The 26,642-nt window shown below is 37.5% G+C and carries 21 protein-coding genes and 1 riboswitch; of the genes, 9 read left to right on the top strand and 12 right to left on the bottom strand.

Annotation, left to right across the window (positions count from 1 at the left end; translation table 11 throughout):
- Nucleotides 1-9: 9 nt before the first annotated feature.
- The 8 genes from PEDSA_RS02685 to PEDSA_RS02645 all read right to left on the bottom strand — a co-directional run bounded on the left by PEDSA_RS02685 (nucleotide 10) and on the right by PEDSA_RS02645 (nucleotide 7,749).
- On the bottom strand, nucleotides 10-2,424 hold the full coding sequence (locus PEDSA_RS02685) for a TonB-dependent receptor domain-containing protein (RefSeq protein WP_013631615.1): 2,415 nt from the start codon (nucleotides 2,422-2,424) through the stop codon (nucleotides 10-12).
- A gap of 220 nt (nucleotides 2,425-2,644) precedes the next feature.
- Nucleotides 2,645-3,187, bottom strand: a complete 543-nt coding sequence (locus PEDSA_RS02680) for a hypothetical protein (RefSeq protein ID WP_013631614.1) — start codon at nucleotides 3,185-3,187, stop codon at nucleotides 2,645-2,647.
- A gap of 81 nt (nucleotides 3,188-3,268) precedes the next feature.
- The gene (locus PEDSA_RS02675) at nucleotides 3,269-3,763 is read right to left on the bottom strand and encodes a hypothetical protein (RefSeq protein WP_041536942.1); all 495 of its coding nucleotides are present in this window, start codon (nucleotides 3,761-3,763) and stop codon (nucleotides 3,269-3,271) included.
- Between the two features lie 77 nt (nucleotides 3,764-3,840).
- Nucleotides 3,841-4,386 carry a 3'-5' exonuclease gene (locus PEDSA_RS02670; RefSeq protein WP_013631612.1) on the bottom strand — a complete coding sequence of 182 codons (546 nt, stop codon included), beginning with the start codon at nucleotides 4,384-4,386 and terminating at the stop codon, nucleotides 3,841-3,843.
- 4 nt (nucleotides 4,387-4,390) lie between these two features.
- Nucleotides 4,391-5,005 (bottom strand): hypothetical protein, encoded by a 615-nt coding sequence (locus PEDSA_RS02665; RefSeq protein WP_013631611.1) that lies wholly within the window; start codon nucleotides 5,003-5,005, stop codon nucleotides 4,391-4,393.
- Between the two features lie 246 nt (nucleotides 5,006-5,251).
- Nucleotides 5,252-5,653, bottom strand: coding sequence for a transposase (locus PEDSA_RS02660; protein ID WP_013631610.1), 402 nt, complete (start codon nucleotides 5,651-5,653; stop codon nucleotides 5,252-5,254).
- A gap of 191 nt (nucleotides 5,654-5,844) precedes the next feature.
- Nucleotides 5,845-6,183, bottom strand: coding sequence for a hypothetical protein (locus PEDSA_RS02655; protein WP_013631609.1), 339 nt, complete (start codon nucleotides 6,181-6,183; stop codon nucleotides 5,845-5,847).
- A 744-nt stretch (nucleotides 6,184-6,927) separates the two neighbouring features.
- A complete protein-coding gene (locus tag PEDSA_RS02645; protein ID WP_013631607.1) occupies nucleotides 6,928-7,749 on the bottom strand; it encodes a hypothetical protein in 822 nt (273 codons plus the stop codon).
- A gap of 242 nt (nucleotides 7,750-7,991) precedes the next feature.
- Between PEDSA_RS02645 and PEDSA_RS02640 the strand changes: the two genes are divergently transcribed.
- On the top strand, nucleotides 7,992-8,456 hold the full coding sequence (locus PEDSA_RS02640; protein WP_013631606.1) for a GNAT family N-acetyltransferase: 465 nt from the start codon (nucleotides 7,992-7,994) through the stop codon (nucleotides 8,454-8,456).
- A 281-nt stretch (nucleotides 8,457-8,737) separates the two neighbouring features.
- On the opposite strand, the gene PEDSA_RS02635 is transcribed toward PEDSA_RS02640, so the two are convergent.
- On the bottom strand, nucleotides 8,738-9,412 hold the full coding sequence (locus tag PEDSA_RS02635; RefSeq protein WP_013631605.1) for a beta/alpha barrel domain-containing protein: 675 nt from the start codon (nucleotides 9,410-9,412) through the stop codon (nucleotides 8,738-8,740).
- 171 nt (nucleotides 9,413-9,583) lie between these two features.
- On the opposite strand from PEDSA_RS02635, the gene PEDSA_RS02630 reads away from it, so the two are divergent.
- From PEDSA_RS02630 to PEDSA_RS02610, 5 genes are all read left to right on the top strand, one after another.
- Entirely contained in the window at nucleotides 9,584-10,147 is a 564-nt protein-coding gene (locus tag PEDSA_RS02630; RefSeq protein ID WP_013631604.1) for a Crp/Fnr family transcriptional regulator, read from the top strand.
- A 231-nt stretch (nucleotides 10,148-10,378) separates the two neighbouring features.
- Nucleotides 10,379-12,835, top strand: coding sequence for a glycoside hydrolase family 31 protein (locus PEDSA_RS02625; protein WP_013631603.1), 2,457 nt, complete (start codon nucleotides 10,379-10,381; stop codon nucleotides 12,833-12,835).
- A 1-nt stretch (nucleotide 12,836) separates the two neighbouring features.
- A complete protein-coding gene (gene glgB / locus PEDSA_RS02620; RefSeq protein WP_013631602.1) occupies nucleotides 12,837-14,798 on the top strand; it encodes a 1,4-alpha-glucan branching protein GlgB in 1,962 nt (653 codons plus the stop codon).
- 5 nt (nucleotides 14,799-14,803) lie between these two features.
- Nucleotides 14,804-16,225: a glycogen synthase gene (locus PEDSA_RS02615; protein WP_013631601.1), complete on the top strand. Its 1,422-nt coding sequence runs from the start codon at nucleotides 14,804-14,806 to the stop codon at nucleotides 16,223-16,225.
- An 8-nt stretch (nucleotides 16,226-16,233) separates the two neighbouring features.
- Nucleotides 16,234-17,505 (top strand): glucose-1-phosphate adenylyltransferase, encoded by a 1,272-nt coding sequence (locus PEDSA_RS02610; RefSeq protein ID WP_013631600.1) that lies wholly within the window; start codon nucleotides 16,234-16,236, stop codon nucleotides 17,503-17,505.
- Nucleotides 17,506-17,573: 68 nt separating this feature from the next.
- Here PEDSA_RS02610 and PEDSA_RS02605 read toward each other — a convergent pair whose 3' ends face one another.
- Genes PEDSA_RS02605 through PEDSA_RS02595 form a run of 3 tightly spaced genes read right to left on the bottom strand, consistent with a single transcriptional unit; the run spans nucleotide 17,574 to nucleotide 21,887 of the window.
- Entirely contained in the window at nucleotides 17,574-18,686 is a 1,113-nt protein-coding gene (locus PEDSA_RS02605) for a cell surface protein (RefSeq protein ID WP_013631599.1), read from the bottom strand.
- A 24-nt stretch (nucleotides 18,687-18,710) separates the two neighbouring features.
- Nucleotides 18,711-19,847, bottom strand: coding sequence for a YncE family protein (locus tag PEDSA_RS02600; protein WP_013631598.1), 1,137 nt, complete (start codon nucleotides 19,845-19,847; stop codon nucleotides 18,711-18,713).
- Nucleotides 19,848-19,850: 3 nt separating this feature from the next.
- The gene (locus PEDSA_RS02595; protein ID WP_041537227.1) at nucleotides 19,851-21,887 is read right to left on the bottom strand and encodes a TonB-dependent receptor plug domain-containing protein; all 2,037 of its coding nucleotides are present in this window, start codon (nucleotides 21,885-21,887) and stop codon (nucleotides 19,851-19,853) included.
- Nucleotides 21,888-22,000: 113 nt separating this feature from the next.
- Nucleotides 22,001-22,201, bottom strand: a riboswitch (cobalamin riboswitch).
- Between the two features lie 1,053 nt (nucleotides 22,202-23,254).
- Here PEDSA_RS02595 and PEDSA_RS02590 point away from each other — a divergent pair.
- From PEDSA_RS02590 to PEDSA_RS02580, 3 genes are all read left to right on the top strand, one after another.
- On the top strand, nucleotides 23,255-23,521 hold the full coding sequence (locus PEDSA_RS02590; protein WP_013631596.1) for a hypothetical protein: 267 nt from the start codon (nucleotides 23,255-23,257) through the stop codon (nucleotides 23,519-23,521).
- Nucleotides 23,522-24,608: 1,087 nt separating this feature from the next.
- The gene (locus tag PEDSA_RS02585; RefSeq protein WP_013631595.1) at nucleotides 24,609-25,088 is read left to right on the top strand and encodes a DinB family protein; all 480 of its coding nucleotides are present in this window, start codon (nucleotides 24,609-24,611) and stop codon (nucleotides 25,086-25,088) included.
- Nucleotides 25,089-25,374: 286 nt separating this feature from the next.
- A complete protein-coding gene (locus tag PEDSA_RS02580) occupies nucleotides 25,375-26,631 on the top strand; it encodes an MFS transporter (protein WP_013631594.1) in 1,257 nt (418 codons plus the stop codon).
- The last annotated feature ends 11 nt before the right edge of the window (nucleotides 26,632-26,642 follow it).

Below are 26,642 nucleotides of genomic sequence, written 5' to 3'. Positions count from 1 at the left end.
ATTCCTGTTTTAAAATTTATAACTATAACCTAGACGAATTACCTGCGTTTCGTAATAATCATTACTGGTATACCTGAAACCTGCAGCTCTTATTTCCTTATTTACGACCATAGTATTTAATAAATCTGTCGCATTAAAGAACAGCTCACCTTTGCCGCTTTGTACAGATTTTTTAACTCCCATATCTACAGAAAATCTGGAACCAAGCCTTCCCTGAGGTATAATATCCGGCGCAAGACAAACCGCACTTAACTGAGCATCAGTTCCTTTAGCAAATCTGAATATATTATTTAATTTGATATTCCCCGAAAACATTGATTCTTTATCAGCCGAGAAAGTAGCAGGCTTTGGATACAGACTTTCTACGGAAAAAGCGTTAATTTGATTCCGGTAAATATTTCCGTTTATGCTGAAAGAATAGTACGCATTGATTTTTTGGTTCCAGACCCCTTCTATCCCACTGTTATAACTCTTTCCTGCATTCTGAAATACGGCGTACACTAATGTGCTGCCCGGGACAATACTGGAAATCCGTGTTATGGTACCATCTGAGAAACGATGATACAAAGCGGAATAAACATATCCTTTATCCCAGGTGTGTTTATAACCAAGCTCCAGACTATTGGTAAACTGTGGTTTCAGAGCCGGGTTTCCTACTTTTATAATTTCGGCATCATCATATTTAGGAAAAATCCTGATATCGACTTCATTAGGCCTGTCGACCCTTCTATTATAAAAAACTGATAATTTATTGTAATCGCTTAATTTATACGCTAAACGAAGATTGGGAAACGGTTGTGTATAATTATATCCGTCACTTTTATAGGTACTGTGATTTGGATTTACATCGTACTGAATTTTAACATACTCCACCCGCAGCCCCGCCTCTGCTTCCCATTTTTCATTCTCATAAATATAATTGCCATACCAGGCAGGAATCAATTCCTTATAATTAGCCCAGCCGCCCGCACTAACATCCAGCACAGAATTTTGGCCCGGAATAAAATTCATATTTGTTGGGATATTCCGGTTCCTTAGTTTTAAACCGGTCTCTATACGTCCGTATCTAAAAGGTTTGATATAATCGAGGTTGACATCGTAAACCTTTTCGTCCGACAATAACTTGAAAGCATCTGTTCCCGTAGAGTTGGGCAGGTAATTATCATAAAAATACTTTTCATCCTCCCGGTGGAAAGTATAATTAAAACCAGCGTTCAATAAATGCCCGGCTTCTTTAAATTTATGCTGATAACTTGCTGTTGCCATTGCGGTAGTTTTCAGTTCGTCTTCCAGAAACTGCCATAAACGTAAACGTTGAGTTATATCTCCATTAAAAAATGGCTGATCCCCCCTGTCGATAATCTTTTCACTGCCATATAAACCAGAGATCGTCAGTGTGTTTTGCGAGTTGATATTCCAATCAATCCCGGCCTTACCCGTAAAAAAATTAGTATTCCGGTTTCTCTTCAGTTGCGAATTGATTATTTGCCCGTCATCATAGGTACGGGTTACATATTCATTTTTATTAAGCGTCTGGGTGTACAGATTATCAGCCTGCACAAACAGATTTATTTTATCCTTTCTGTAATTCAGCGCCAAAGAAGGGTTTATTTTAGGCGTTGCCGTATACTGTGGCCTTATAGTAGGCAAGTTTTCTTTTCTTTCCCAAAGCGCTCCCAAACCAGTGGTTAACATTACCTTGCCGTTAAGCCCTTCCTGCTTTTCCTTTTTTATGACGATATTAATAATACCGGCATTTCCGTTAGCCTCATATTTAGCCGATGGATTATTAATAACTTCTATCTTATCTATAGCAGATGCAGGAATATTATCTAACCCTATCTGATTTCCAAAGCCAGTTAAGGCAGTCTGCCTGCCATCTATCAGCACCGTCACTTTATCACTCCCCCTCAATTGTACCTTACCTTCCTGTACAGTAACGCCGGGTAAATTCTGCATGCTTTGTAGTACAGACCCGCCAGATTGACTGATATTGTCCTGAACGGTATAAGTCTTTTTATCCATTCCGGAACTTAAATTGTCTTGTTTAGCTATTACACTTATTTCCCTCAACAGCCTGGCATCTCTCAGTAAAACTATCGCCGGAATATCTATATTAGGAGAAAGGCTCCCCACAAAGAGCGAAGAGCTATAACTTTCATAGCCCATAAAAGAGACTTGGATAAGGTAGTTCCCTGGTTTGACATTGTTTATCAGAAAGCGTCCCTCTTCATTGGTCACCGTACCGGTAACAAAGGAACTATCCTTTTTATTTTTTAATACTACGTTTACATAAGGTAATTTGGCCTTATCAGAGCCAGATTCTACAATTCCCGAAACTGCAACAGTAGAAACCTGCGAAAATAATTGCTGCGCACTTTGGAGTAAAAGAAAAAGGAAGAAAGCAACTTTTAATTTGCTCATACACATTTGTTTTATATCTCAAATGTGTAATCAGATTTAGAAAAAATTCTGAATTTTGGAGAGGTAACACTTTATTTTTTAAAATATTTTATGTATTAATTTTATGGTTTTTTAGTTAATTATTTACCGGTTCCAACAACGGGTCATTGCGAGCCTGCGAAGCAATCTCGAAAACGGATCTAAAGATATTTTTGATTTTAGCTTCAGCACACGACCCTAATTAACAAACTTGCCCGGACGGCAACTCTAAACCAGCAGCAGGATAAAGCTCGTTAATATCGTTTACCATTTGCAGGAATTTGCTGATATTCTCTGCCTGCGGCTCTACAAAATAATTTAATGTATGCGCCAGTACCTGATCTTCGGTTACCCTGAAAATCTGTAGACCCAAATCATAAAAAGCCTCCGGTGTGAAAGAAAAACCTGATAATTTAAATGTCCGCAGGTAAGCCAGAATCTCCCATTGGTATTCTAAACTAACCGGGAATGAAGAAATATTCTGGTCTTCGTCCGGGTTGAGTACAAAACGCAAACCAAAAGGCAGGTTAAGCCCTATCTCCCGCGAAACTATATCCAGACTGTAAAATGCCGCATCGCCACGGTAGCTTTTAGAATACTGCAGGTTTTTGTAATAGATCTTATCAAAAATCTGCATTAATCCGTCTCTGGCAAATGACAAAAACTCTGGCAAATCATCCAGTGTCATCACCTCAGACAGCTTTGGATAATACCTTTTGGTTACAGCTGGTTTTGTTGTTGGCATTTTATTTATTTTTATGCTTTACACTTCCTTTATTTATTTTCTTCTTCTTAGCTTTCTGTACTTTTTATTTATTAATTATTTTCATCTACAGTACTCATACCCCCCCCTCCATGAAACAACCAATCGATTTATTTTTTTCTTTTTATAGGGGATTTCAATAGTCTTCCTTGCTAAAATTCTTTTAGAAGATGTTCCCCATTCGTTAAAAGTCCTCATGGTTTGTTTTTCCTTTTCTATAATTCCGCCTTCATTTTTCGACACTATTAACAATTTGCATTCATTTTTATTCAATACTGAATTGTCGAACTTAAAGTAGGATTTTCCGGTATACTCATCACTACAATCTATACTGTCCAAGCCCAATTTAACATCTAAATATTTGGGAGTGGAATTTCGTGTATTGACCGGTAGTTTACAGACTATAACATGCTCATCTTTGTTAAATGTTCCATTTGGCAAGCCAAAATAGCTGTCGATATATAGGCTATCGGAGTTGAAATATATATCAAAAACTGCCTCATTGCTTAGCACATTTCCCTTTTGATGGTAACCAAATAACAATAAGATAATTCTCATAGTTAGCCACAGGACGGCTAATACTATAATTGAAATTTTTAAGACCTTAAAAAACTGATGCATAGCTTATTTTTTTATCAATTCAATATCCATCTTAATATTTTGGCGATATTCCGGGCATCATCTACTCCCCTGTGATGTGTACCTTCTAAGGGAATATCCAGCAATGCTAAGGCACCTGCCATTCCCTGTTCATGAGCAAGCTTTTTCTTTAAAGCAAACAAAGTCTTAACATTGATATGCGATGGCCCCATTGGATTTCCTATTCCCAATGCGCCACACTGCCTTTGAAACTGCTTTTGGTCATAAGCACCAAAGCTTGCCCATGCCCTGCTTTGTGAATGGTATTCCTTCTTTAATATATTGCAAGCTTCTTTAAATGGGATAGCCTGCTCATCCAGCATTTGCCGGGTAATAGTGGTGAGGGAAGTGCAAAACTTACTTAGCTCAGAACGCTCCGGCTTTACCAGTATACCCCTGCTGTCTGAAATCTCTCCACTTTGGATATCCAATAAGCATGCACCTATTTCTATAATATCACTTTCCATTCCCGTAGGTACTTTGTCTTCCCAACAGGTAGCTTCCAAATCTACTATGAGTATTTTATCTAATTGTTTTGCCATTTTCTTATGCTAATGGAGGCAGAAAATCCGCGGTTAAATAATAATTATACATAGCATCCGACAGTACAAAATAATTTCTTATTTCGTGAATATTCGATTGATGAAACCATTCGCTATCATAGTCATGCATGTAATTGAATTCACAATGTTCCAGACTACCATCTGGATTATAATAGAACTCACAATAGTGAGTACTTCTTTCATCAATATATTCGCCGATATATTTCCCGGTATGTTCAAAAACAGGTTGGTTAGTTTGTATATCTAATTGCTGAATGCATACTGTTTCATTATTACTATTCAATAGTTTTTTATATTTAGAAGCTACAACTGAGCTTCCTGCTGTATAACCATTACCATTTTCAATCGTATAGCTCCCATATATTTCCCTATTTAGAATATTATAAGGCTTATTCAACGGAATTAAAACTTGCTTAGCTTGTTGTTCAGTTTCGCCAGTGTCTAAATAATAATCAATATCTATTATTTCGCCCGATCTTATTTCCTCCCTCTTTTTCACCAGACCATTGGATGATACGTATAACTTGTCATAGTCCTTTAATCGAGATGCTTGCTGTTCGGTGATTTCTTTTTCAAAAACTTTATATTTAACCGTCATTGTATTTTTTTTAATTAAGTATAATATCCTGTGAAGGAGGTAAATTTCTCAATTCGTCTTCTATCGGAAAGATATTAAAATCAAATTTATTCTCTGATGTTATCGGTTGATTAATCACTCCCTCTGGCGCAAGTATGCAGCCTTCGTCTTGTGCGGCTGAGTACTTGTGCCTTCATTAGCAAACCCCTTCATAATAATCTCTATCATACCGTTAACGCTTCTACAAAATCAATGGCAACATCCCTTTCATTCCGAAATAGTCCTTTGCACTACTATATAGATAATCTTCTGCTTTTTCCACAACAATCCTGTAACGGCCTTTCTTCTTTTAATTGTATGGGCTGGTTGTCCTGTCTCATAAAGAAAAATTATATTGTTACTGTTCTTTTTACCTGCTCTTTCCATTAACCAAAGTATCCACTCCCGCCTGCTCTCCTGTGGATGATTTCTTATTTCCCGTCTCAACCTTTCTGATGTATACCTCTTCATATCCCGCATAATGTTTTCTAACCTGTCTTTATTTGTTCCTATAAGCATATGCACATGGCTTGTCATAATACACCATCCGTATACTTCCAAACCTTTATTATCTATACAATATTTCCAGCTGTCCAGCATTACCTGTTTATACTCGTTTCTTACAAACAAGTCTTGTCAGTCTGAGCCCAGTCGAAGACCAGTTAATTACGGCAAACGTGACGAAGTAAAGTTCGTGCTGTTCATGGAATTTGTATTTTCTGCTCATCAGTTATTCTTACTATTACTTAAAGCACAAGTACTCTTCCCTCATTCCCTCGGCTGCATACTTGCGCCAAACGCGGGGCTTCCTAACAACCAAGTTAAGAATAAGCAAAATTTAGCCATTCAACTAAAATCATCTTCATATCCGACATTGGAATAAGTAAAATGTTGTCAATGTTGACATTTGGATATTGATAGAATATATCTATATCCTCTACACTATCTGAAAAAAAACCTTCATCTACATTAGAATTACTATTCAAACATCTTTCTAAGTCGAAAATGAACGATTCAGTCTCATGTTTATCAAGTCTATTAATAAAATTCAATACCGAGTTTGATCCTTCAGGAACTTGTTGCACTATCCTAGATTGTACCTCACCCTCACTAAACTTTTGCTTTACTAATGCAAAGCCATAATCTTTTAATTTTGACATATCTTTAATTATTATTTTTCAATCGACAAAGGCAAATCATCTATGATTCTAAAAACTCTTTCCAAGAAAGAAGTAGTTCCTTTAAATCGTATAACGGCAACATAGGAACCCCTTCACCAAAATATAGACCTTCAGGGTATAACCTTGCATACTGAATATCTGTGCTTTTTGATGGATCATCAACTAATCCATAATCACCATTTATGGTGTTATTTATATCAGTTAGATATTCATCTATTATTTCTATGTCATTGAATTCAGATAAATAAGAGGCTAAGTAACTTATTGAAGTATTTGAAATAAATTTTTCGCCATTTTCTTTCTTTAAAAAGCTAATGTTATATTTTTTTAAAATTGTTCCATTAATAATCTTTAATTTTTAAAATATTTTGGGATAAATAGACGTTAACGTTCCTTTTTTAAAATCCCCATCATAGTATTGAAATTGGATAGTATGTCCGTCAGAGGCTCTACCTTCATATAAATTAGACACAATTCCCCCCTCTGGCGCAAGTATGCAGCCTTCGTCTTGTGCGGCTGAGTACTTGTGCCTTCATTAGCAAACCCTTTCATAATAATCTCTATCATACCGTTAACGCCTCTGCAAAATCAATGGCAACATCCCTTTCATTCCGAAATAGTCCCTTGCACTACTATATAGATAATCCTCTGCTTTTTCCACAATGCCTGCCGTTACAGGATTTATGAGACTTCTGGAAGTATACTTCTTAAAATGGCAGGCCCCTATAACATCTTCCAAACCAAACTACCAACAGGTTTATCCTCTTCGCTCACTTCGTGTGGCTCTTCATTTTCAAAAGTAACCACCTCACCACCAAGGAGATGTATAGCTTCTAAAAAAGCACCTCCCTGATAAAGCTGATTATCAATTTTCGAGCGATACTTTTCAGTAGCACTTTCAAAGAAAACATTCATCATAACCAATACGGCCTGCTCTTCAGTGTCAGGAACAGGAAAAGATAAACTAGCCCCCGAAAAATGTTCTTCTTTACCTATCCGCAACTCAGGAGCAAGTTCCAGCTGATAAGTATAATTTTTAAAATCCAAAAAACCGAAACCAAAACCAAGCACAACATAATTTGCTTTAGCTGGAACCTTTGTCAATAATTCCTCCCAGATAAATTTCGGAAGACTTAATCTCAATTCCTTATCCACCAAACCAACCTCGGGTAAAGTGCGAAAGAAACTATTCAGCCTTACTTTATCATTAAATTCAAAGCCCTTTAGCAAGCTCAAATCACCATCAAAAACATTGCGATTGCCTTTCATAGTGATAGGACCGCTACGTATCACTTTTCGCATAACTTCCGAGAGTCGGTTATGAAGAGTTCCTTTAAAAGGTCTTAACATTAACGGATCAAAAGCAGTTTTAATAAGTGCACAGGCTGTACTCCCGTACCCAAATTCTTTTGCACTTTTAAAGCTGTTTTCAGACATATTAACAGACTTTGGAACAGTCCTTACGAAATTTCCTCCTTTCTTCCGAACTCCGACAGTATTCCCCAACTTTCCGGAATAAGAAATTAACCCTGTTTGCTCGCCCATTTTCTTAAAAAATTAGTATATTTACTTAAATATATCAAAAAATAACCTGTTAAAATAATTTCACTTTTTATAGCTCCACCTATTCTCCACCGTATCTGGCCTATTCTCTGTACTATACTATAGCCATTCCATTACTATACCTTTACAATGGTTTACTAATTTATTAGTCCGAGCAGTGATCTCTCGCAGAAGACCCTTTAATAAAAAAGGCTAACTTTAGGCAGCACATTACATTTGATTATATGGATTTCAATATCAGGGCTTACGAGCAAAAGGACAGAGAACCTCTGCTGAAGATATTAAAACAAAATGTTCCTTTACATTTCGCTGAATTGGAAGTTGCAGATTTCAATAACTACCTGGACGAATATGTAGAATGCTATTTTGTTGTAGAGTCCGGCATTACATTAATTGGCGCGGGAGGAATAAATTTAGATAAGGAAAATAACAACGCTAAAATCAGCTGGGATTTTATTTCGCCAGACTATCAGGGTAAAGGTATAGGCAGTAAGTTATTGAAATACAGAATTAATATTATCCAAAGTATGCCAGACATCAAACAAATTATTGTACGAACTTCTCAGACCGCCTATCAATTTTACCAGAAGAATGGCTTTGTATTAGAAAAGGTAGAAAAGAACTATTGGGCAGATGGTTTTGATTTATACTATATGACTTATTTTAATTCATTGGTTATTCGTAAATAGTTCATTAAAAAACATTATTAGTCCAAAAGTTCCCGGTTCAGTCCGTAGTCTCTTGTACGGGTAAAAAGCGAAAGGAGACTACGGATTATTAAATAACACAGAGTCTATGACTCAATTTCACTACGATAAAAAAGGGTCCCAAATGCAACTCATTATATTATAATGAGATGATTCCTTACATCAGTATGATGATGACCGCTAAAAAAGAAAAAAGTTGAAAGAATAAAGACAAAGGACTACTAATGACACCAATGAACTATTGAACTAATGACACGAATGAACTACCTATTCCCCCTAAACTCCTCCAAAAATCCTATACTTTCCTTTACCCTTTCCCTTATCCAGTCGATATCTTTTCTGGCTATAACGTCTTCCGGAAAAAAGTAAGAGCTTATACTAACCGCATACGCACCAGCATCAAACCATTCGGCCAGACTCTCCCTGGTTCCTTTCGGGCCACCAGAAGCCAAAAGTTTAACATCTGGCATCGGATTTCTTACGGTTTTTATAAACTGAGAACCTATCGCTCCAGAAGGATATAGCTTCAATACTTCGGCACCTAACTGTCTGGCCTGATAGATTTCTGTAAAAGTACCCACGCCCGGTAACCAGGGAATATTATTCTCCAAACAAACTTTTCCTACTTCCGGTATTAATGCAGGTGTAACAATAAAGTCTGCACCTTCTTCTATAAATATTTTAGCTTTTTCAGGATGATAAATGGTTCCTACCCCCACAGCCATTTCAGGCATATGAGTTCTGGAGTATGTCAGTAATTGTTTTAATACAGGCAAAGTATTATCGCCTCGATCTACAAACTCAAAATTCCTGATACCGGCATCATAACAGGCTTCTACTATGTCTTTTACTAAAAATGAATCGGAGTGATAAAATAAAGGTAAAATACCTACCTCATTTAAACGCTTTAAAACGGTGTCTTTCTCTATAGCTGCCATATATTTCACATTTATCTAAATATAGTAGTTATAATTTAGTTCGTATGATTAACAATGTATCATTCATATAGATTTGAAGCTTTTGACAAGAATATTGCTTTCTGTTCTAATTATACTTCTTAATCTAATAAAATCACTAATTTTCCCTTCCTTTTGATCCCTGATAATTTTATGAACATAGATGAAATCCTAGAAAAGATATATGTACTGCCGGAATCTTCCAAACAGAAGTTGAAAAACAACATCCACGAAGTTTCCTATCTAAAAGGACATATACTACTGAAAGCGAATAAAATAGAAAAAAACATCTATTTCATAAAAAAAGGCATTGTAAGAGCGTATTCTTATGTAAGTGACAAAGAGTTAACTTTTTGGTTTGGAACCGAAGGAGAAACTATTCTTTCGATGAAAAGCTATGTGGAAAATGAGAGAGGATACGAAGATATTGAGTTACTTGAAGACTGCGAACTTTATGAATTAAAAACTGAAAAATTGCAAAAACTTTTTGAGGAAGATCTTTATATAGCAAACTGGGGAAGAAAGTTTGCCGAAAAAGAACTTATAAAAACAGAGGAAAGATTAATATCAAGACAGGTTAAAAGCGCCACTATCCGCTATCAGGAATTACTATCAAACTCGCCTTCCCTTATACAACGCGTACAGCTCGGTTACATAGCTTCTTACCTTGGTATAACACAAGTAAGTTTAAGCAGAATAAGGGCCGAAATTAAATAGGATATGGGTATCCCTGTTGGTTATACATAAAACACAGGCAAGATCTTGGGTTATAAAATCAGCCTTCAAATTGATAAAAAGAGGTTAAAGCCAAAACTTTTGACATTTAAACTTGTTCATCAACAATAAATTGCGTACTTCAATTTTCTTGCTATTCCCATTTGAAATGAAAAAGCAAAATCTTATTTTAAGAGAAATTATATGTAGTATTTAAACAGGTTAGAAAATTATATGAATGATAAGCCAACCCCTACTGACGAACCTGAAAAAATAAACGACCAAACGACGTTAGACAATATACATCACGTAAATAATCCGGTACTTGATTTACCACAAATAGAGAAAAAATATTTGGACGGTGTCAAGTCATATACGCAAAGTGAAAGCACTTATTATTTTAGTGACGGAATGGCCGAAGTTGAGGTCAAAATTATTACTGACGAGATTATCCGTGTAAGATTAGCTCCACAGGGAACATTTTTAGAAGATTTCTCTTATGCCATTGCAGAAAAGAGTCATCGCATTAGCAGGCACCAATGTATCGAAGAAGAAGACGCCTATATTGTGCGTACGAACACGGTTACCTGTAAGATCAGTAAACGAGATTTTCTGATCTCTTTTGAAGACCGGGAAGGAAAGGTGATGAATGCTGACCATTCCCCAATGCACTGGGAAGAAAATCCGGATGCAGGAGGATATTATGTTTATTGCACCAAACAAGCCAATAGTAACGAGGCTTTCTACGGTTTGGGAGATAAAGCTGCCGACCTGAATCTTCGTGGTCACCGTTTTAAAAATTGGAACTCGGACACGTATGCATTTGCTTTCAATCAGGATCCGCTGTATAAAACAATACCATTTTATATTGGATTAAATAATGGGGATGCCTACGGTATCTTTTTCGATAATACTTTTAAGACCTATTTCGACTTTGCTGCTGAAGATGCTACAAAAACAAGTTTCTGGTCCGAAGGCGGAGAATTGCAATATTACTATATACACGGACCGCACATGATAGAAGTGGTGAGGGGTTATCATTCCCTTACCGGCACCCATTATCTCCCTCCTATCTGGGCACTTGGCTACCATCAATGTCGTTGGAGTTACTATCCGGAAGCTAGCGTAAGACGTATTGCAGAAGAATTCAGGAAAAGAGAAATCCCTTGTGATGCCATTTATCTGGATATAGATTACATGGACGGTTACCGTTGCTTTACATGGAATAAACAATATTTCCCTAATCCCAAAAAAATGATTGCCGATTTGGCTCAGGACGGCTTTAAAACGGTGGTCATGATTGATCCCGGCATTAAAGTAGACGAAAATTATTGGGTATTTAAAGAAGGTAAAGAGAACAAGTATTTCTGCCGCCGCGGGGATGATTATTTTATGGAAGGCTATGTTTGGCCAGGAAGATGTCAGTTCCCGGATTTCACTAACCCGGAAGTAAGAGAATGGTGGGGAACGCTTTACGAAGGATTGGTGGAAGACGGTGTCGCAGGGTTCTGGAACGACATGAACGAACCTGCTGTTTTTGGACGGGGCACATTCCCTGACGATGTTCGTCATAATTTCGACGGCCAGCGTGGTTCGCACCGTAAAGCACACAATGTTTACGGTATGCAAATGGTAAGGGCTACTTACGACGGTTTGAAAAAGCTTTACAAAAACAAAAGACCATTTACCATAACCAGAGCGGCCTACTCGGGTACCCAGCGCTATTCTTCTGTATGGACTGGCGACAATATGGCTACTTGGGAACACCTGAAAATTGGGGTATTGCAATTGCAAAGGTTATCCGTATCCGGAATTTCTTTCTGCGGAACAGATATTGGCGGATTTACGGGAGAACCTGATGGTGAATTATATACCCGCTGGATACAATTTGGTGTTTTTTCTCCTTTCATGCGTGTACATTCTGCCGGCGATACCAGAGATAGGGAACCCTGGAGTTTTGGCGAAGACTGGGAAAAAATCTGTAAGAAATTTATCGAACTAAGGTATAAACTGCTTCCATATATCTACTCTGTTTTTTGGGAGCAAACACGTTATGGGTATCCTATATTAAGGCCCGTTGTCATGCTAGAGCAAGAAAAACAATCCAATTGGCCACGTGAAGAAGAGTTCTCATTCGGAGAGAAAATACTTGTTTCACCGGTATTAAATCCGGGGCAGCAGTCTAAAATAGTTTACCTTCCGGCAGGAGACTGGTATTATTATTTCGATAATACACCTTATGCTGGCGGCCAGGAACACGAAGTTAAAACTCCTATAGATGAAATGCCTGTTTTCATAAAAGCCGGAGCTGTAATCCCGGAATATCCTGTAATGCAACATACAGGCGAAAAGAAAATAGACGAATTGTTGTTGAACTTTTACTTTGGACAAGGAATCAACAAATCATACTTCTATACTGATAACGGAGATACTTTCGCCTACGAACAGGATATTTATCTGGAAAAATGTATTACATGCTCTAGCGGAGACAAATCTCTTGATGTTAAACAGGAAATACAAGGCTTATTTACTGAACGTTACAACAATTATAATATAAAACTCATACAAGTTCCTTTCGATATTAAGAAAATATTAGTTGATGGAAAAGAGACCAGTTTTGAAAAAGACGAAGCCGGCATTTATTGGGTAAAAGTAGCTAAAGACTTTGAAGACATTTTAATACGAGGATAATATGGCGAAAAACGTTCTCCCTCATAGTTTATTTACAGATTTCGACATTTCCTTGTTTCAATCCGGTAAACATTACAAACTATATGAAAAATTCGGCTCTCACGAAATCACGCTCGACGGACAAAAAGGTGTTTATTTTTCGGTGTGGGCACCGGGTGCCAGGCAGGTTTTGGTAACTGGTAATTTTAATTACTGGGACAAATTTAGCCACCCCCTTTATGTACGCTGGGATGGAAGTGGTATCTGGGAGGGCTTTATCCCCCATTTACAAAATGGAGAAACTTATAAATACTGCATTATTGCTGAAAATGGCGAGGTGTTGGAAAAAGGCGATCCATTGGCCTTTCAATGGGAGATTCCACCACAAACAGCATCAAAAGTTGCCTCTACCTGGTACGAATGGCAGGATGCTACCTGGCTGGAGAAACGCAAAACACATAACAGGCTAGATCAACCCTGGTCGGTTTACGAAATGCATTTAGGGTCGTGGATGCGTAATCCCGATGAACCCGAACGTTTATTGAACTACAGAGAAATTGCAGACCGGCTTGTTCCATACATTAAAGAAACGGGATTTACCCATGTAGAGTTTCTTCCAGTAATGGAACACCCTTATTATCCTTCCTGGGGATACCAAATTACTGGTTATTTTGCTGCAAGTTCACGTTATGGCTCTCCTCAGGATCTAATGTATCTGATAGAGCGCCTTCATCAGAATGATATTGGGGTTATTCTGGATTGGGTTCCTTCACATTTCCCGGGTGACGCACATGGCCTGCATAAATTTGATGGTTCTTATTTATATGAACACGAAGATCCAAGAAAGGGATTTCATCCGGATTGGCAGTCTTATATTTTCAATTACGGACGTAATGAGGTACGCTCTTTTCTTATCAGCAATGCTTTTTTCTGGTTAGACAGGTTCCGTGTAGATGGCCTTCGTGTAGATGCGGTTGCTTCTATGCTCTATCTGGATTATTCCAGAAACCATGATGAGTGGATCCCGAATGAATTTGGTAGTAACGAAAATCTGGAAGCTGTACATTTCTTAAAAGAACTGAACGAGGCGGTTTACAGCCATTTTCCATATTCACAAACTATTGCAGAAGAATCTACCTCGTGGCCCGGCGTTAGCCGACCGACTTTTTCAAATGGATTAGGTTTCGGGATGAAATGGATGATGGGCTGGATGCATGACACGTTGAATTATTTCAAGGAAGACCCGATAAACAGGAAATATCATCATCATGTGATGACTTTCGCTACGGTATATGCCTATCATGAAAATTTTATGCTGCCGTTATCTCATGACGAAGTGGTTCACGGCAAGCAATCTTTAATTTACAAGATGCCTGGTGATGAATGGCAGAAGTTCGCCAATTTAAGAGCACTTTATCTGTATATGTTTACTTTTTCTGGGACTAAACTCTTGTTTATGGGCGACGAATTCGGGCAAACTTCCGAATGGAATGTTAACAAATCCTTAGATTGGCACCTGAAGGAATATCCTCCGCATGCAGGAATGAGCAGGTTTATTTCTGCACTTAATGCTGTTTACCGTTCTACACCAAGTTTATATCAGAAAGCTTTTCATAGTAACGGTTTTCAATGGATAGAAAATAACGACAATATTAACTCTGTTTTCGTCTATTGGCGAAAAGCCTTTGAGGCAAGCGAAGACACACTGGTTGTCTTAAATCTTACTCCTGTTACCAGAAGTAATTTTAGAATAGGTGTCCCTCATTCGGGCGAATGGGAAGTTCTTCTTAATTCCGACGATATGCAGTTCTTTGGCAGTGGTGTGCAGATTTCCGATACATTACACACTGAAAACATTTATTGGATGCAACAAAACCAATCCATTGCAATTACATTACCTCCGCTCTCGGGATTAATTCTTAAAAGAAAGAAGACCAGTGCCAGACCAATAGAAATCGCAGAAAGAACTCCTCTTACTAATTAAATAAAATGACTAAAGTTATCCATTTAAGTGTAGAGTGCTACCCGATAGCAAAAGTAGGCGGCCTTGCCGACGTGGTAGGTGCGCTTCCAAAATATCAACAAAAGTTAGGTATTGATGCATCTGTTGTAATGCCCTGGTACGACAGGCCTTTTTTGCAGCAACATCAATTCGAAATTGCCCATCAGGGAAGTTTTTATCAGGGATCTGAACTTCTGGATTTTCAGATATATAAAGAAAAGGAAAATAGTCTTGGCTTTGAGTTATACCTGATTAAAATCCCAGGCAAACTAGACCGGTCGGAGGTATATTGTTATCCCGACGAAGGCGAACAGTTTATCGCTTTTCAGCATGCTTTTTTGCAATGGTTAAAAGACACCGATACGATACCTGATATTATCCATTGCCACGATCATCATGTTGGGCTGATACCTTTTCTGGTAAAACATTCCAAAGATTTCTCATTCCTTTCTGCTTCCAAAACGGTTGTTACTGTGCATAACGGGCAATATCAGGGATGGATGAACTGGAACAAAGGTATCCTTTTACCCTCTTTCGACACCTGGAAATGGGGACTTTTAGACTGGGACGGGATGATTAATCCTTTAGCCACAGCCATAAAATGTTGCGATGCTTATACTACTGTTTCTGAAGGTTATCTGGAAGAGCTTTATAAAGCTGCAAATGGACTTGAATCTCTGTTCTCAAACGAAAGGCAAAAATCTTATGGTATTGTAAACGGCATAGATACGGAAATCTGGAATCCGGAAACTGATACCTCCTTAACAAAAAACTATTCAGTTAAAAACGTTAAAACAGGCAAAGTTGCTAATAAAAAGCAATTGTGCAAGGAATATAAATTAAATCCGAGATTACCTTTATTAACTTTTATTGGGCGTTTTGCTACCGAAAAAGGAGCAGATTTACTTCCCGAAATATTGCATCATATTTTTAAAGAAAATGAAGATAAATTAAGTATATTTATTTTGGGTTCTGGAGATCAGCAAATCCAATCGCACATTCAGAAATTAGCCGAACCTTTTTCCGGAGAATTAGCGGTTTACTTTGGTTACGATGAAAATCTGGCGCATAGAATATATGCAAGTGCCGATTTTATATTGATGCCTTCGCGTGTAGAACCTTGTGGGTTAAACCAATTATACGCCATGAAATATGGGACTTTACCTATTGTAAACAATGTTGGCGGCTTAAAAGACACTGTACTGGATATCAATGATCCTAACGGTTATGGCGTTGTTTTTCAGAAAGCTGATGTACAGGATATTTGTTATGCTGTAAAAAGGGCTTTAGACTATTTTGAACAGGAGGATTTACAAAAGAAAAACCAGCAAAGAATGATGCTATTAGATTTTTCCTGGGAAAAATCGGCACAAAAGTATTTAAACTTATATAGCCAATTACTTAAATAAATATGGATATGCTACCTAAAGTTGTCTCTATTGTATTAGGAGGAGGAAGAGGCACACGTCTTTATCCTTTAACAGATCAGCGTTCTAAACCTGCTGTACCTATCGCCGGAAAATATCGTTTGGTCGATATTCCTATTTCGAACTGCCTGAACTCCGGCTTTAACCGAATCTTTGTCCTGACGCAATTCAACTCTTCATCGTTGAATTCGCATATCAAGAACACCTACAATTTCAGTATATTTAGTAAGGGCTTTGTAGATATTCTTGCTGCCGAGCAAACTAACGAAGGCGATAAGTGGTTTGAAGGAACTGCCGACGCCGTTAGGCGCTCGATTAAGAAAACAGTAAGCGTAGACTATGAGTATGTACTGGTTCTTTCCGGAGATCAGCTTTATCAGATGGATTTTGCAGCTTTGGTTGATTTTCATATCCAGAACCAGGGTGACCTTACTATTGCTACTATCCCAGTTTCTGCTAAAGATGCCAATGGCTTTGGTATACTAAAATCAGACGAAACCAATGTTATTACCTCTTTTATTGAAAAACCAACGGACAACTTACTGCCCGACTGGAAATCAGAAGTTAGCGATGAGCTAAAAAGCCAGGGAAGAGAATATCTGGCGTCTATGGGTATCTATGTTTTTAGTAAAGGTGTATTGAATAAGCTTTTGAATGAACATAAAGGGATGGACTTTGGTAAAGAAATCATTCCGGATTCTATAGATAAAATACGGGTACTGAGTTATCAATATGATGGTTATTGGACAGATATTGGTACAATCGCCTCTTTCTTTGAAGCTAATATCGGTTTGACTAATGATCTTCCTGAATTTAACCTGTTTGGCAGAAACACCATATTTACTCGCCCCAGAATGTTGCCACCTTCAAAAATATCGGGTACAACACTAAACAATGCTATTATTTCGGACGGTTGTATTATTTCTGCCGATAAAATAGACCGTTCGGTTATTGGTGTAAGATCACGCATTGGTGTAGGTTCGGTAATACGCGCTACTTACATGATGGGTAGTGATTATTATGAAGATCTGGAAGAATTGCAGAATGCTAAGACAAGACGGGAACCAACCGTTGGTGTGGGAGAAAGATGCTACATTGAGAACGCAATTATTGACAAAAACAGCCGCATTGGAGACGATGTACGCATTATTGGTGGCAATCATTTAAAATCAGGGGATTATAACGAATATACCGTTTGCGATGGAATTGTGGTGATTAAGAAAAATGCTGTAATTCCTAACGGAACTGTAATTGGCAGATAAAAATTCCTTCATTCTCCCGAATGATCCGGGAGAATGAAGGAATAATAGTATTCTTTAAACCATTTCTTTTAAAAGTTCAATCCCTCGACACCTTTTATCTCTGTAGATAGCTCGCCAAGGGCTTTCATATCTGCCAGAATACCTGTTTGTACTTTAATAAATTTAATACTATTCAATTTAATCGTTTTGCCACTTTCGTCCATAGCATCAGCTATATCAATCCTATCATTTCCTGCGGAAGAATTATCTGCATAACCTTTTTCGAAAGGCAAGCTCATCACCTGTGCTCCGAAATTTATATTTGAGCTTGGCAACAAAGTTCCTCTTACGGTGTATTCATTTGAGTTTAACCAAAGCGGAAAGTATGACTGCTTATGAAAGCTGTTAGTTTTTACCGTTCCGGTATTTCCTAAATTGTCTTTCCAGGGAATTTCTGCAGTTTCCAGATCTGGTTTGGTATAAGTAACTGCGTAATTGCGTTTATACCCTTCTTTGCCAAATTCGCTACCTTTTATTTCATACCAGATATCATCAGGTTTTCCATTTCCATTTGTATCTTCCATCACCCATACTACGCCGGGTTCGGCTAAGTTCACAAAAGCATTACTATAAATAATAATATCGTCCCCTGCTTTATTGAGTACCGGATTTTCAAACCCTAAGACAATACCGCCTCCAAAAGCACCTAATGTTACCAATCCGCTCTTAGCACCTAAAACCGATTTTGCACTGGCCAAATCGCCAGGACTTTTATTTATAAACTGTCCGGGAGCTGGTGTGTATTCAAATAACTGAGTGGCAAACATGCTATTTGCAGTTGTTGCGGCTACTGCATATTTTTCTACTTCTATCGTTCCTTTTTTACTAAAAACCTTCTTATCGTTATACGCAGTAAACTCAATATCATAAGTTCCCGCTTTATATTCTCTAAATTGGATAATTTCCTCGTTAGACACCAGTTCTCCATTTATTTTCCACTCTCCTTTTGTATAGCTGATATTTGAAGGTACCGAAGATTTTAAAGATACTGCATCGCCTAAACTTAATGTCAGCGACCAGTTATTTTCTTCTGAAGGCTTGAGATCGTCATTTTTGCTACAAGAAGTTATTAAGAACCCCAATATAAGTGTTAGAGTTACTAATAATCTGCTTGATTTTTTTGAATTGCTTTTGATTTTCATCTGAATCTTATATTTAATATTTAATTAGTATAGAAAGGCAAAATATCTTGGAATATCTCCTGTAACTGCAGACCATTTAAATTGACCATTTGCGTTAAAACAATAAATTTTACCCGGATTTAAATAGTCTTTAGCATCGGCAATAAAAATGTCTCCTGTTTGCGGATTAATTGTTATACCATATGGCATTATGATCTTAGAATCTGTACCATCTGTTATAAAAGATTTATTTAATAAGGTTTCATCTTTTACATTTATAGTATTGTAGGTGATTATATTTTCACCTTTGATATAACTCCATTCTGTTCCGCAGACATAAGCTTTATCTCCATGGATAACCATATCACTTACGCCAATATCAAAAGTTTTTTTAATCTGGTCTGTCCTGGTGTCTATAACAAACAACTTTGCCTGAATGCTGTAATAATCCCCCCTGGAAGAGACATATAAATCTCCGTAAGCATCCGCTTTTAGCCTTTGAAGGTTAATTGCAACTTCTATTCTTTTAGTTTCTGCAAACGTATTAAGATCGACGACAGAAACAGTATTTTCATAATCCGAAGGGCTGTATCCTCCCGAGTTGGCAACATATAATCTATCTTCGATAATTGCCATTTCCTCTGGCTGCCGGCCTACTTCTACTTTTCTTGTGATGCTCAATGACGTTGTATCTATTTCGGCCACAATACCTTTGGGAGACTGAGGATCTCCAACTTTCCCCAAATAAGCGCTTACATAAACTTTTCCTTTGTGGGAAATAACATATCTGCCATTTAGAAGATCTATATGCTTTATCTTTTTACCGGTTTTGGCATCTAATACTTCTACTTTGTTTGATATATTGACAACCACATACATTTTAGAACCATATATGGTAATATCATTTCCAACATCACCCAGTCCTAAGGATATTTCCGGATTTACCGTCCCATAAAAGTTTCTTTTATAAATTCCGGTTGTAAAATCTACAAAGTCCAAAGAGGCTTTATTAGAGTTCATATTCCCTTCGTTCAGAATATACATGCCTTTAGGAGATGCATTCGCATCGCCTTTAAAGATCTGTTCCACTTCTTCTTTCAGGGGCATTTTTTCTTTTCGACAGGATTGTAAACCCAGAACTAACAGTGAAGTCAACGCCAAGATTATTTGATTTTTTTTCATGTATTATAATTTATAATAAACGGCTAACCGATACGAACGCCCCGGCATAGGAAAATTCTCGATTACATCGTAATATTGATTGAATAAATTGTTTACTTCCCCTCGTATGGTTAGCGTTGCATGCTTCTCTATTTTGAACTTGTGTTGTATGGAAATATTATGGATATACCAGGATTGGATATAGTTTACCGGGATATTAGCTGTCTGACTATATCTTTCACCTGTATAGATATAACTATAATTTAATGAGGACTTATCATAAATCCAAGATGCTATAAATGAACCGCTATGTTTAGGGGCATAGGGAATTTGTCCATCGCTTACTCCGTTTGTTACATTTAATGCTTGCTGATAGGTATAAACCAGTCCCATATCCAGATACGATTTAGTGTTTAGATCTTTGGAAAGTTTTACGTTTAGATCCACTCCTCTTATATCTACTCTGTTGAGATTTAACATGGTCCACCTAAACAGGTTTAGGCTTGGCACCGCTACAATTTTGTCTTTAACTTTATTGTAATATGCGTCTACCTGCAGTTCTATCCTATTTATGAAACTCTGCTCATCTGACTTGCCATAGGTAATCCCCAGATCGTATTGTTTTGCAAATTCTGGCTTTAGGAAAGTATTTCCTACGAAAGTATAATAGAGGTCGTTAAAGGTTGGCATCCTGAATATTGACTTATAGAATCCTCTTAAACGAAAACTATCTGCATGTTTTACGGGCTGCCAGCTAAACATAAAAGTGGGTGTATACCTCTGCTGATTCTTTAGTGATTCGTAATACTTCACATTCTCATCTACTGTAGTACTTAATAAACTTATCTGCCCATTAAACCTTTGGAAGTAGATATTATTAGATAATGCTGCTAAAAACACATTTCTAACGGGGTAGGCAAAGTGATACAAGTTTGCATCAAGCTTATTGTATCTATAATCTGTAGCTAATGCTATATTCCAAAAGGCTGTTAATTTATAGCTATTGGAAAGGGAGAGGTAAAATTCTTTCTGATGATATTTATTATCTAATAATCCGGTTGATGTAACAATCTCCGGATCCAGATAACGCTGATAATCGTAAGCGTATTTTGTATTTATTGCAAATGAATAATGCTTATTTAAGCTTTTTTCAAGGCCAGTCTGCACAAATGTATTATTATCCCAAAGCCTTTGTGTCGCATCAAATTTGTTAGCTACTGTTGCTCTTGGCAACCCTCTTTCTGACTGATAATGGAATATCTGAGCCCGCCACGATCCGGCATTGATTTTTCCGTAAGTACCATACTCTATCCTTAATGCCTCGATATCTCCATTTTGTCTTATTGCCGTAGTATCGCTATTGCCGTTGCTTCGCGTAAATTTATACTTTCCGTCGGCATACAAGTATTCTGCACTTAATCGTGAGCTAATATTATTATTCCATCGATAATCTAATGAAGTGGCTGGATTTAACAAACCAAAGGAACCCGTCTTTAAAGCTATAGAAGCATTGTATTTGTTATCATTTTCGAAAACAGGCTCTTTACTTTTTAGATACAATACATTCGCCGTTGCATAGGCTGCAGCTGGTTGCAGTAATTGAGGGTTTTGACCATTGTATAAAGATATTTCTTCTATATTATCGGTAGAGAATTTGCCCAGGTCAACCTGTCCGTTTTGTGCATTTGTTAACTGTAATCCGTCGTAAAATACTGCCGTGTGGTTTGCGCCCAGACTTCGGACGTTGATAGTTCTTAATCCACCGACACCCCCATAGTCTTTTAATTGTACACCTGAAAGATATCTTACGGCATCTGCAATGGAAAAGGTATTAATTCTTTGTAAATCGGAAGCCGAAAGTATCTGCATCGGTACTGGTGAAACCAGTATCCTGGATTGCTTTAAAGCTTTTACTTGTACTTCTTCTAAAAAATACACCTTGGTAGTATCCGCAATTCCCTCTCCTCCTATCTTTTTTTCTGATAGCGCATAGCTAGGCAATGCCCATATCGTGACTAAAATAAATTGAACAGAAAGTACTCTTTTTAAAGATCTAATCATTTCGCTGCGTACATACACAGCTACTGAGGCAAGCGCAAACCTATCTATTATTATATTTATATAGGACTGCATAAGACAAAATGTCTATTCTAGCTTCAAACCCCGAAAGCTGTGAATATCAAAATGCAATGGCAGGTCTTCTGACTTACTTCCCTCGAGCCCTACCTTCCCGTTCCGAGTTTCGGAATAGTGGTAATGTTGAATGGGCTTTTGGTTAATGAAGCTTACAGCTGCGGGACAGTTCTGGATTTTCACCGGATTCCCTTTTAATTCTGTATCAAAGGATACAGAAACCAAATGCTTCGCAAAGGTAATAACTATTTTCGGAGGTGTTAAATTTATTTGTTATTCTTAAGGTATTAGAATTGAGGGTTTGAATGTTAGTTTGCCTCTTAAGTGTGATGGTTATTGTTTTTGATGAGGAATGATGTATTAGTAAAGCTTAAGCAGAGAGTGAAGGTTAGTCCGCCTCATAGCCGGCGACTGGCCTAGATACTTTTTTCAGAAAGTCTTTATATTTCTATATGGCCTTCAAGAATGCTGAAGCATTTTGTCTTTGATACAAAAGTATCCAAAAAATCAAGGCGTATAATCTTTGTCGCTCCATCCAAATAAATCTTTAATTGGCGCAATCCGGATATGTGTGTTCGTTGATACTTTATGTTGCTTTCTACAGCATATTGGATTGCTTGGGGTTTACTTATTTATTGTTTGTGAACAAAGATTTATCTGATTTTAGCTCCAAATCTTATAATGCCACCGGCCGTACTATCAAAGAAAGTATAAGTTTGCAATGTCCAATCCTAAAAATGGTTGCTGTTTAGAACAAATGGCATAACCGAGCCTCTTTTACCAAAGGAGCGGGATTCCTTTCAGTACCCTGTTGTCTCTGCAGCTTTTAGCATATAGCAGTAGATAAAGTTTACTGGCACCCTTTGGGAAAAGTTGGTGCGATGTCATTTTTCCCTGAGCGTGAGGATAGAGCTAAGGCCATAAGAAGAAAATGTTTTTGTTTCTTTTTCAAAAAAGAAAAAAGAATATCAGTGTCAATGATATTAGTAGAATGCCTATACGAAGAATGAAAGTTAGTCCGCCTCATAGCCGGCGGCTGACCTAGTCCTTTTTGTCTTGATACAAAAAGCGACCAAAAAAATCAAGGCGTATAATCTTTGTCGCTCCATCTGGATAAATCTTTCATTAGCGCAATCCGGATATGTGTGTTCGTTGGTGCTTTATGTCGCTTTCTACAGCACATTGGATTGCTTGGGGTTTGCCCGTTGATTGTTTGTGCACAAAGATTTATCTGATTTTAGCTCCAAATCTTATAATGCCACTGGCCGTACTATCGAAGAAAGTATAAGTTTGCAATGTCCAACCCTAAAAATGGTTACTGTTTAGAACAAATCGCACAACCGAGCCTCTTTTCTTTGCTCAATTGGGTAGATTCTTTTCAAAAAGCAGAGTGGCAAAGGAAAGTTGGTGCGATGACATTTTTCCCTGAGCGTGAGGATAGAGCTAAGGCCATAAAAAGAAAATGTTTTCCTGCCTGCCGCAGGCTAGGTGTTTCTTTTTCAAAAAAGAAAAAAGGAATATCAGTGTCAATAATATTAGTAGAATGCCTATACGAAGAATGAAAGTTAGTCCGCCTCATAGCCGGCGGCTGGCCTAGTCCTTTTTTTCGATATAGTATATTATTAATAAGGCTCTCAAGAATGCTGAAGCATTTTGTCTTTGATACAAAAAGCGACCAAACCTGCCTTGGCGTATAATCTTTGTCGCTCCATCCAAATAAATCTTTAATTGGCGCAATCCGGATATGTGTGTTCGTTGATACTTTATGTTGCTTTCTACAGCATATTGGATTGCTTGGGGTTTACTTATTTATTGTTTGTGAACAAAGATTTATCTGATTTTAGCTCCAAATCTTATAATGCCACCGGCCGTACTATCAAAGAAAGTATAAGTTTGCAATGTCCAATCCTAAAAATGGTTGCTGTTTAGAACAAATGGCATAACCGAGCCTCTTTTACCAAAGGAGCGGGATTCCTTTCAGTACCCTGTTGTCTCTGCAGCTTTTAGCATATATCAGTAGATAAAGTTTACTGGCACCCTTTGGGAAAAGTTGGTGCGATGTCATTTTTCCCTGAGCGTGAGGATAGAGCTAAGGCCATAAGAAGAAAATGTTTTTGTTTCTTTTTCAAAAAAGAAAAAAGAATATCAGTGTCAATGATATTAGTAGAATGCCTATACGAAGAATGAAAGTCAGTCCGCCTCATAGCCGGCGGCTGACCTAGTCCTTTTTTTCGATATAGTATATTATTAATAAGGCTCTCAAGAATGCTGAAGCATTTTGTCTTTGATACAAAAAGCGACCAAAAAAATCAAGGCGTATAATCTTTGTCGCTCCATCTGGATAAATCTTTAATTAGCGCAATCCGGATATGTGTGTTCGTTGGTGCTTTATGTCGCTTTCTACAGCACATTGGATTGCTTGGGGTTTGCCCGTTGATTGTTTGTGCACAAAGATTTATCTGATTTTAGCTCCAAATCTTATAATGCCACTGGCCGTACTATTAATAGGAACTGCGAAAGGAGCATTACAAAACTTGTATTAGACAGTTTCGAATCCAATCAAGACTATCCACAAAAAATTTCTCAATAAATCAATCTATTTATATCATACTCTTAGTAATTTTAAAAAAACTTATTTCTAAAACGATAATGGATAAACTGTCTAAATTAAAAAACAAGCTTGCGGAATTATTGGAGTATAATTTCCAAATGAACCACATGTTTATCAGATTATATTTAGAGCATGCTGATTTAATGACTGAAAGATTAAGTACGCTTATAAACCACATACTAAACGCTCATCAGATTTGGAATTCGCGTTTGTTAAACCAATCATCTTTCGACAGATTTCAGATTAATCCGAATCATTCGCTGAGATCTATAAATGAGGAAAACTACCGAAAATCTTTGTTGATTGTTAATGATGATAATACAGATTTAGAAAACATCATCACATATCAGACATCTACGGGAGACAGTTTTCACAATAGTATAGAGGATATTCTCTTACATGTTATCAACCATTCTACATATCATAGAGCGCAAGTTGCTACAGATTTTAAACAATTGGGAATCGCTCCGCCGATTAGTGACTATATTGCCTATAAGAGAACATTGCCAACACGATAATTCTGTAAGCTTCAAACTAGAAACTTTACAAAGAAATTTTAGGAACAACAAAAACTTTTTAGATACTTTTTACATACAAAGTAAAATTTGTAGCTTTGCGATTCCTAATCACAACAATCTATGTGGATAGCATATCAAAAACATAGCATCTTCACTTATCGTGACAGGTATGTTGCCTAAAGCAAGTACTATTTAATGGTACTTATTCTTCTTTAAGACTTTTTTAGTCTGATTAACACTATTTTTTACTGACACAAATGCCTTTGGCTTTGTATTATTTATTTTTATGAAAGATTCCTGGAAAAAGAAATTTGCCATTATATGGATTGGACAATTTATCTCATTAATCAGTACTTCGGCTGTCAATTTTGCTGTGGTAATCTGGTTAAGCTTAAAGACGGGTTCTGCCGAGGTTCTTGCCTATTCGGCAATGGCCAGCTTACTTCCTCAAGCAATTATCGGCCCTATTGCGGGTGTTTTTATAGACCGTTGGGATAGAAAAAAGACAATGATTTTTGCCGATGCGTTTGTAGCCATATGTACTTTATTTATGTCTATCAGTTTTTACATGGGCTACGAAAGTCTGATATTGATTTATGTTATACTAGCTTTACGGTCTGTAGGTTCGGCATTCCATATGCCTGCTATGCAAGCTGCAATCCCTATGCTTGCACCCGAATCGGAGCTGCTGCGTATCGCGGGCATCAATCAGACGATACAATCAGCATCAAGCATTGCAGGGCCTGCCTTGGGTGCATTGGCTATCAGCTGGTTTTCTATAGGTAATGTGTTGCTATTGGATATTATCGGGGCTATCGTGGCAATTGTCGCCTTGCTATTTGTTGTGATCCCCAATCCTCAATTAGCAGAAAAGAGCAAAACAAGCTTCAACCAGGTTTGGCAAGATATCCGTCTTGGTTTTCACGAGATATTAAGGAACAAAGGCCTGTCCTGGCTTTTCCTGTATTCTATTATTGCAACGTTTTGTATTATGCCTGTTGCTGTGATGTTTCCCTTGCTTACTTTAAATCATTTTGGAGGTGGTAAGTTTGAAATGAGCCTTATTGAAATTGTTTGGGGCGTGGGCATGCTTATCGGCGGTGGAATTTTAGGCTTATGGAAACCTTCGACTTCTAAAGTGGTCCTCATCAATTGCATGCATATTATATTAGGAGCTACGTTAGCCTTTTCGGGTTGGATATCTGCAAGTGCTTTTGTAACTTTCGTTGGATTAACAACTTTGGGCGGGCTTGCTGCATCTATATATCAGGCCAGCTTTATGACTGTTTTGCAGGAACAAATACGACCGGATATGATGGGTAGGGTGTTTTCCATGTACTTCAGTTTTGCTATTATCCCTTCGGTAATTGGTTTGCTAAGTACTGGATTCGTCGCGGACACTATTGGGGTAAACCTTACATTTATTATACTCGGCTTACTTATTGTTTTAGTCGGGATACTCTCATTTTTCACACCTGCGCTTATGGGTTTAAACAGGAAAAAAGAGCTATCCGAAAATGTTCATTCCGCTGATAATAATTAGTTTTTGAGCTT

The organism is Pseudopedobacter saltans DSM 12145 (assembly GCF_000190735.1).
GTDB classification, from domain to species: domain Bacteria; phylum Bacteroidota; class Bacteroidia; order Sphingobacteriales; family Sphingobacteriaceae; genus Pseudopedobacter; species Pseudopedobacter saltans.
The sequence above is the reverse complement of the archived record's forward strand: the minus strand, read 5'-3'. Positions and strand labels throughout refer to the sequence as shown.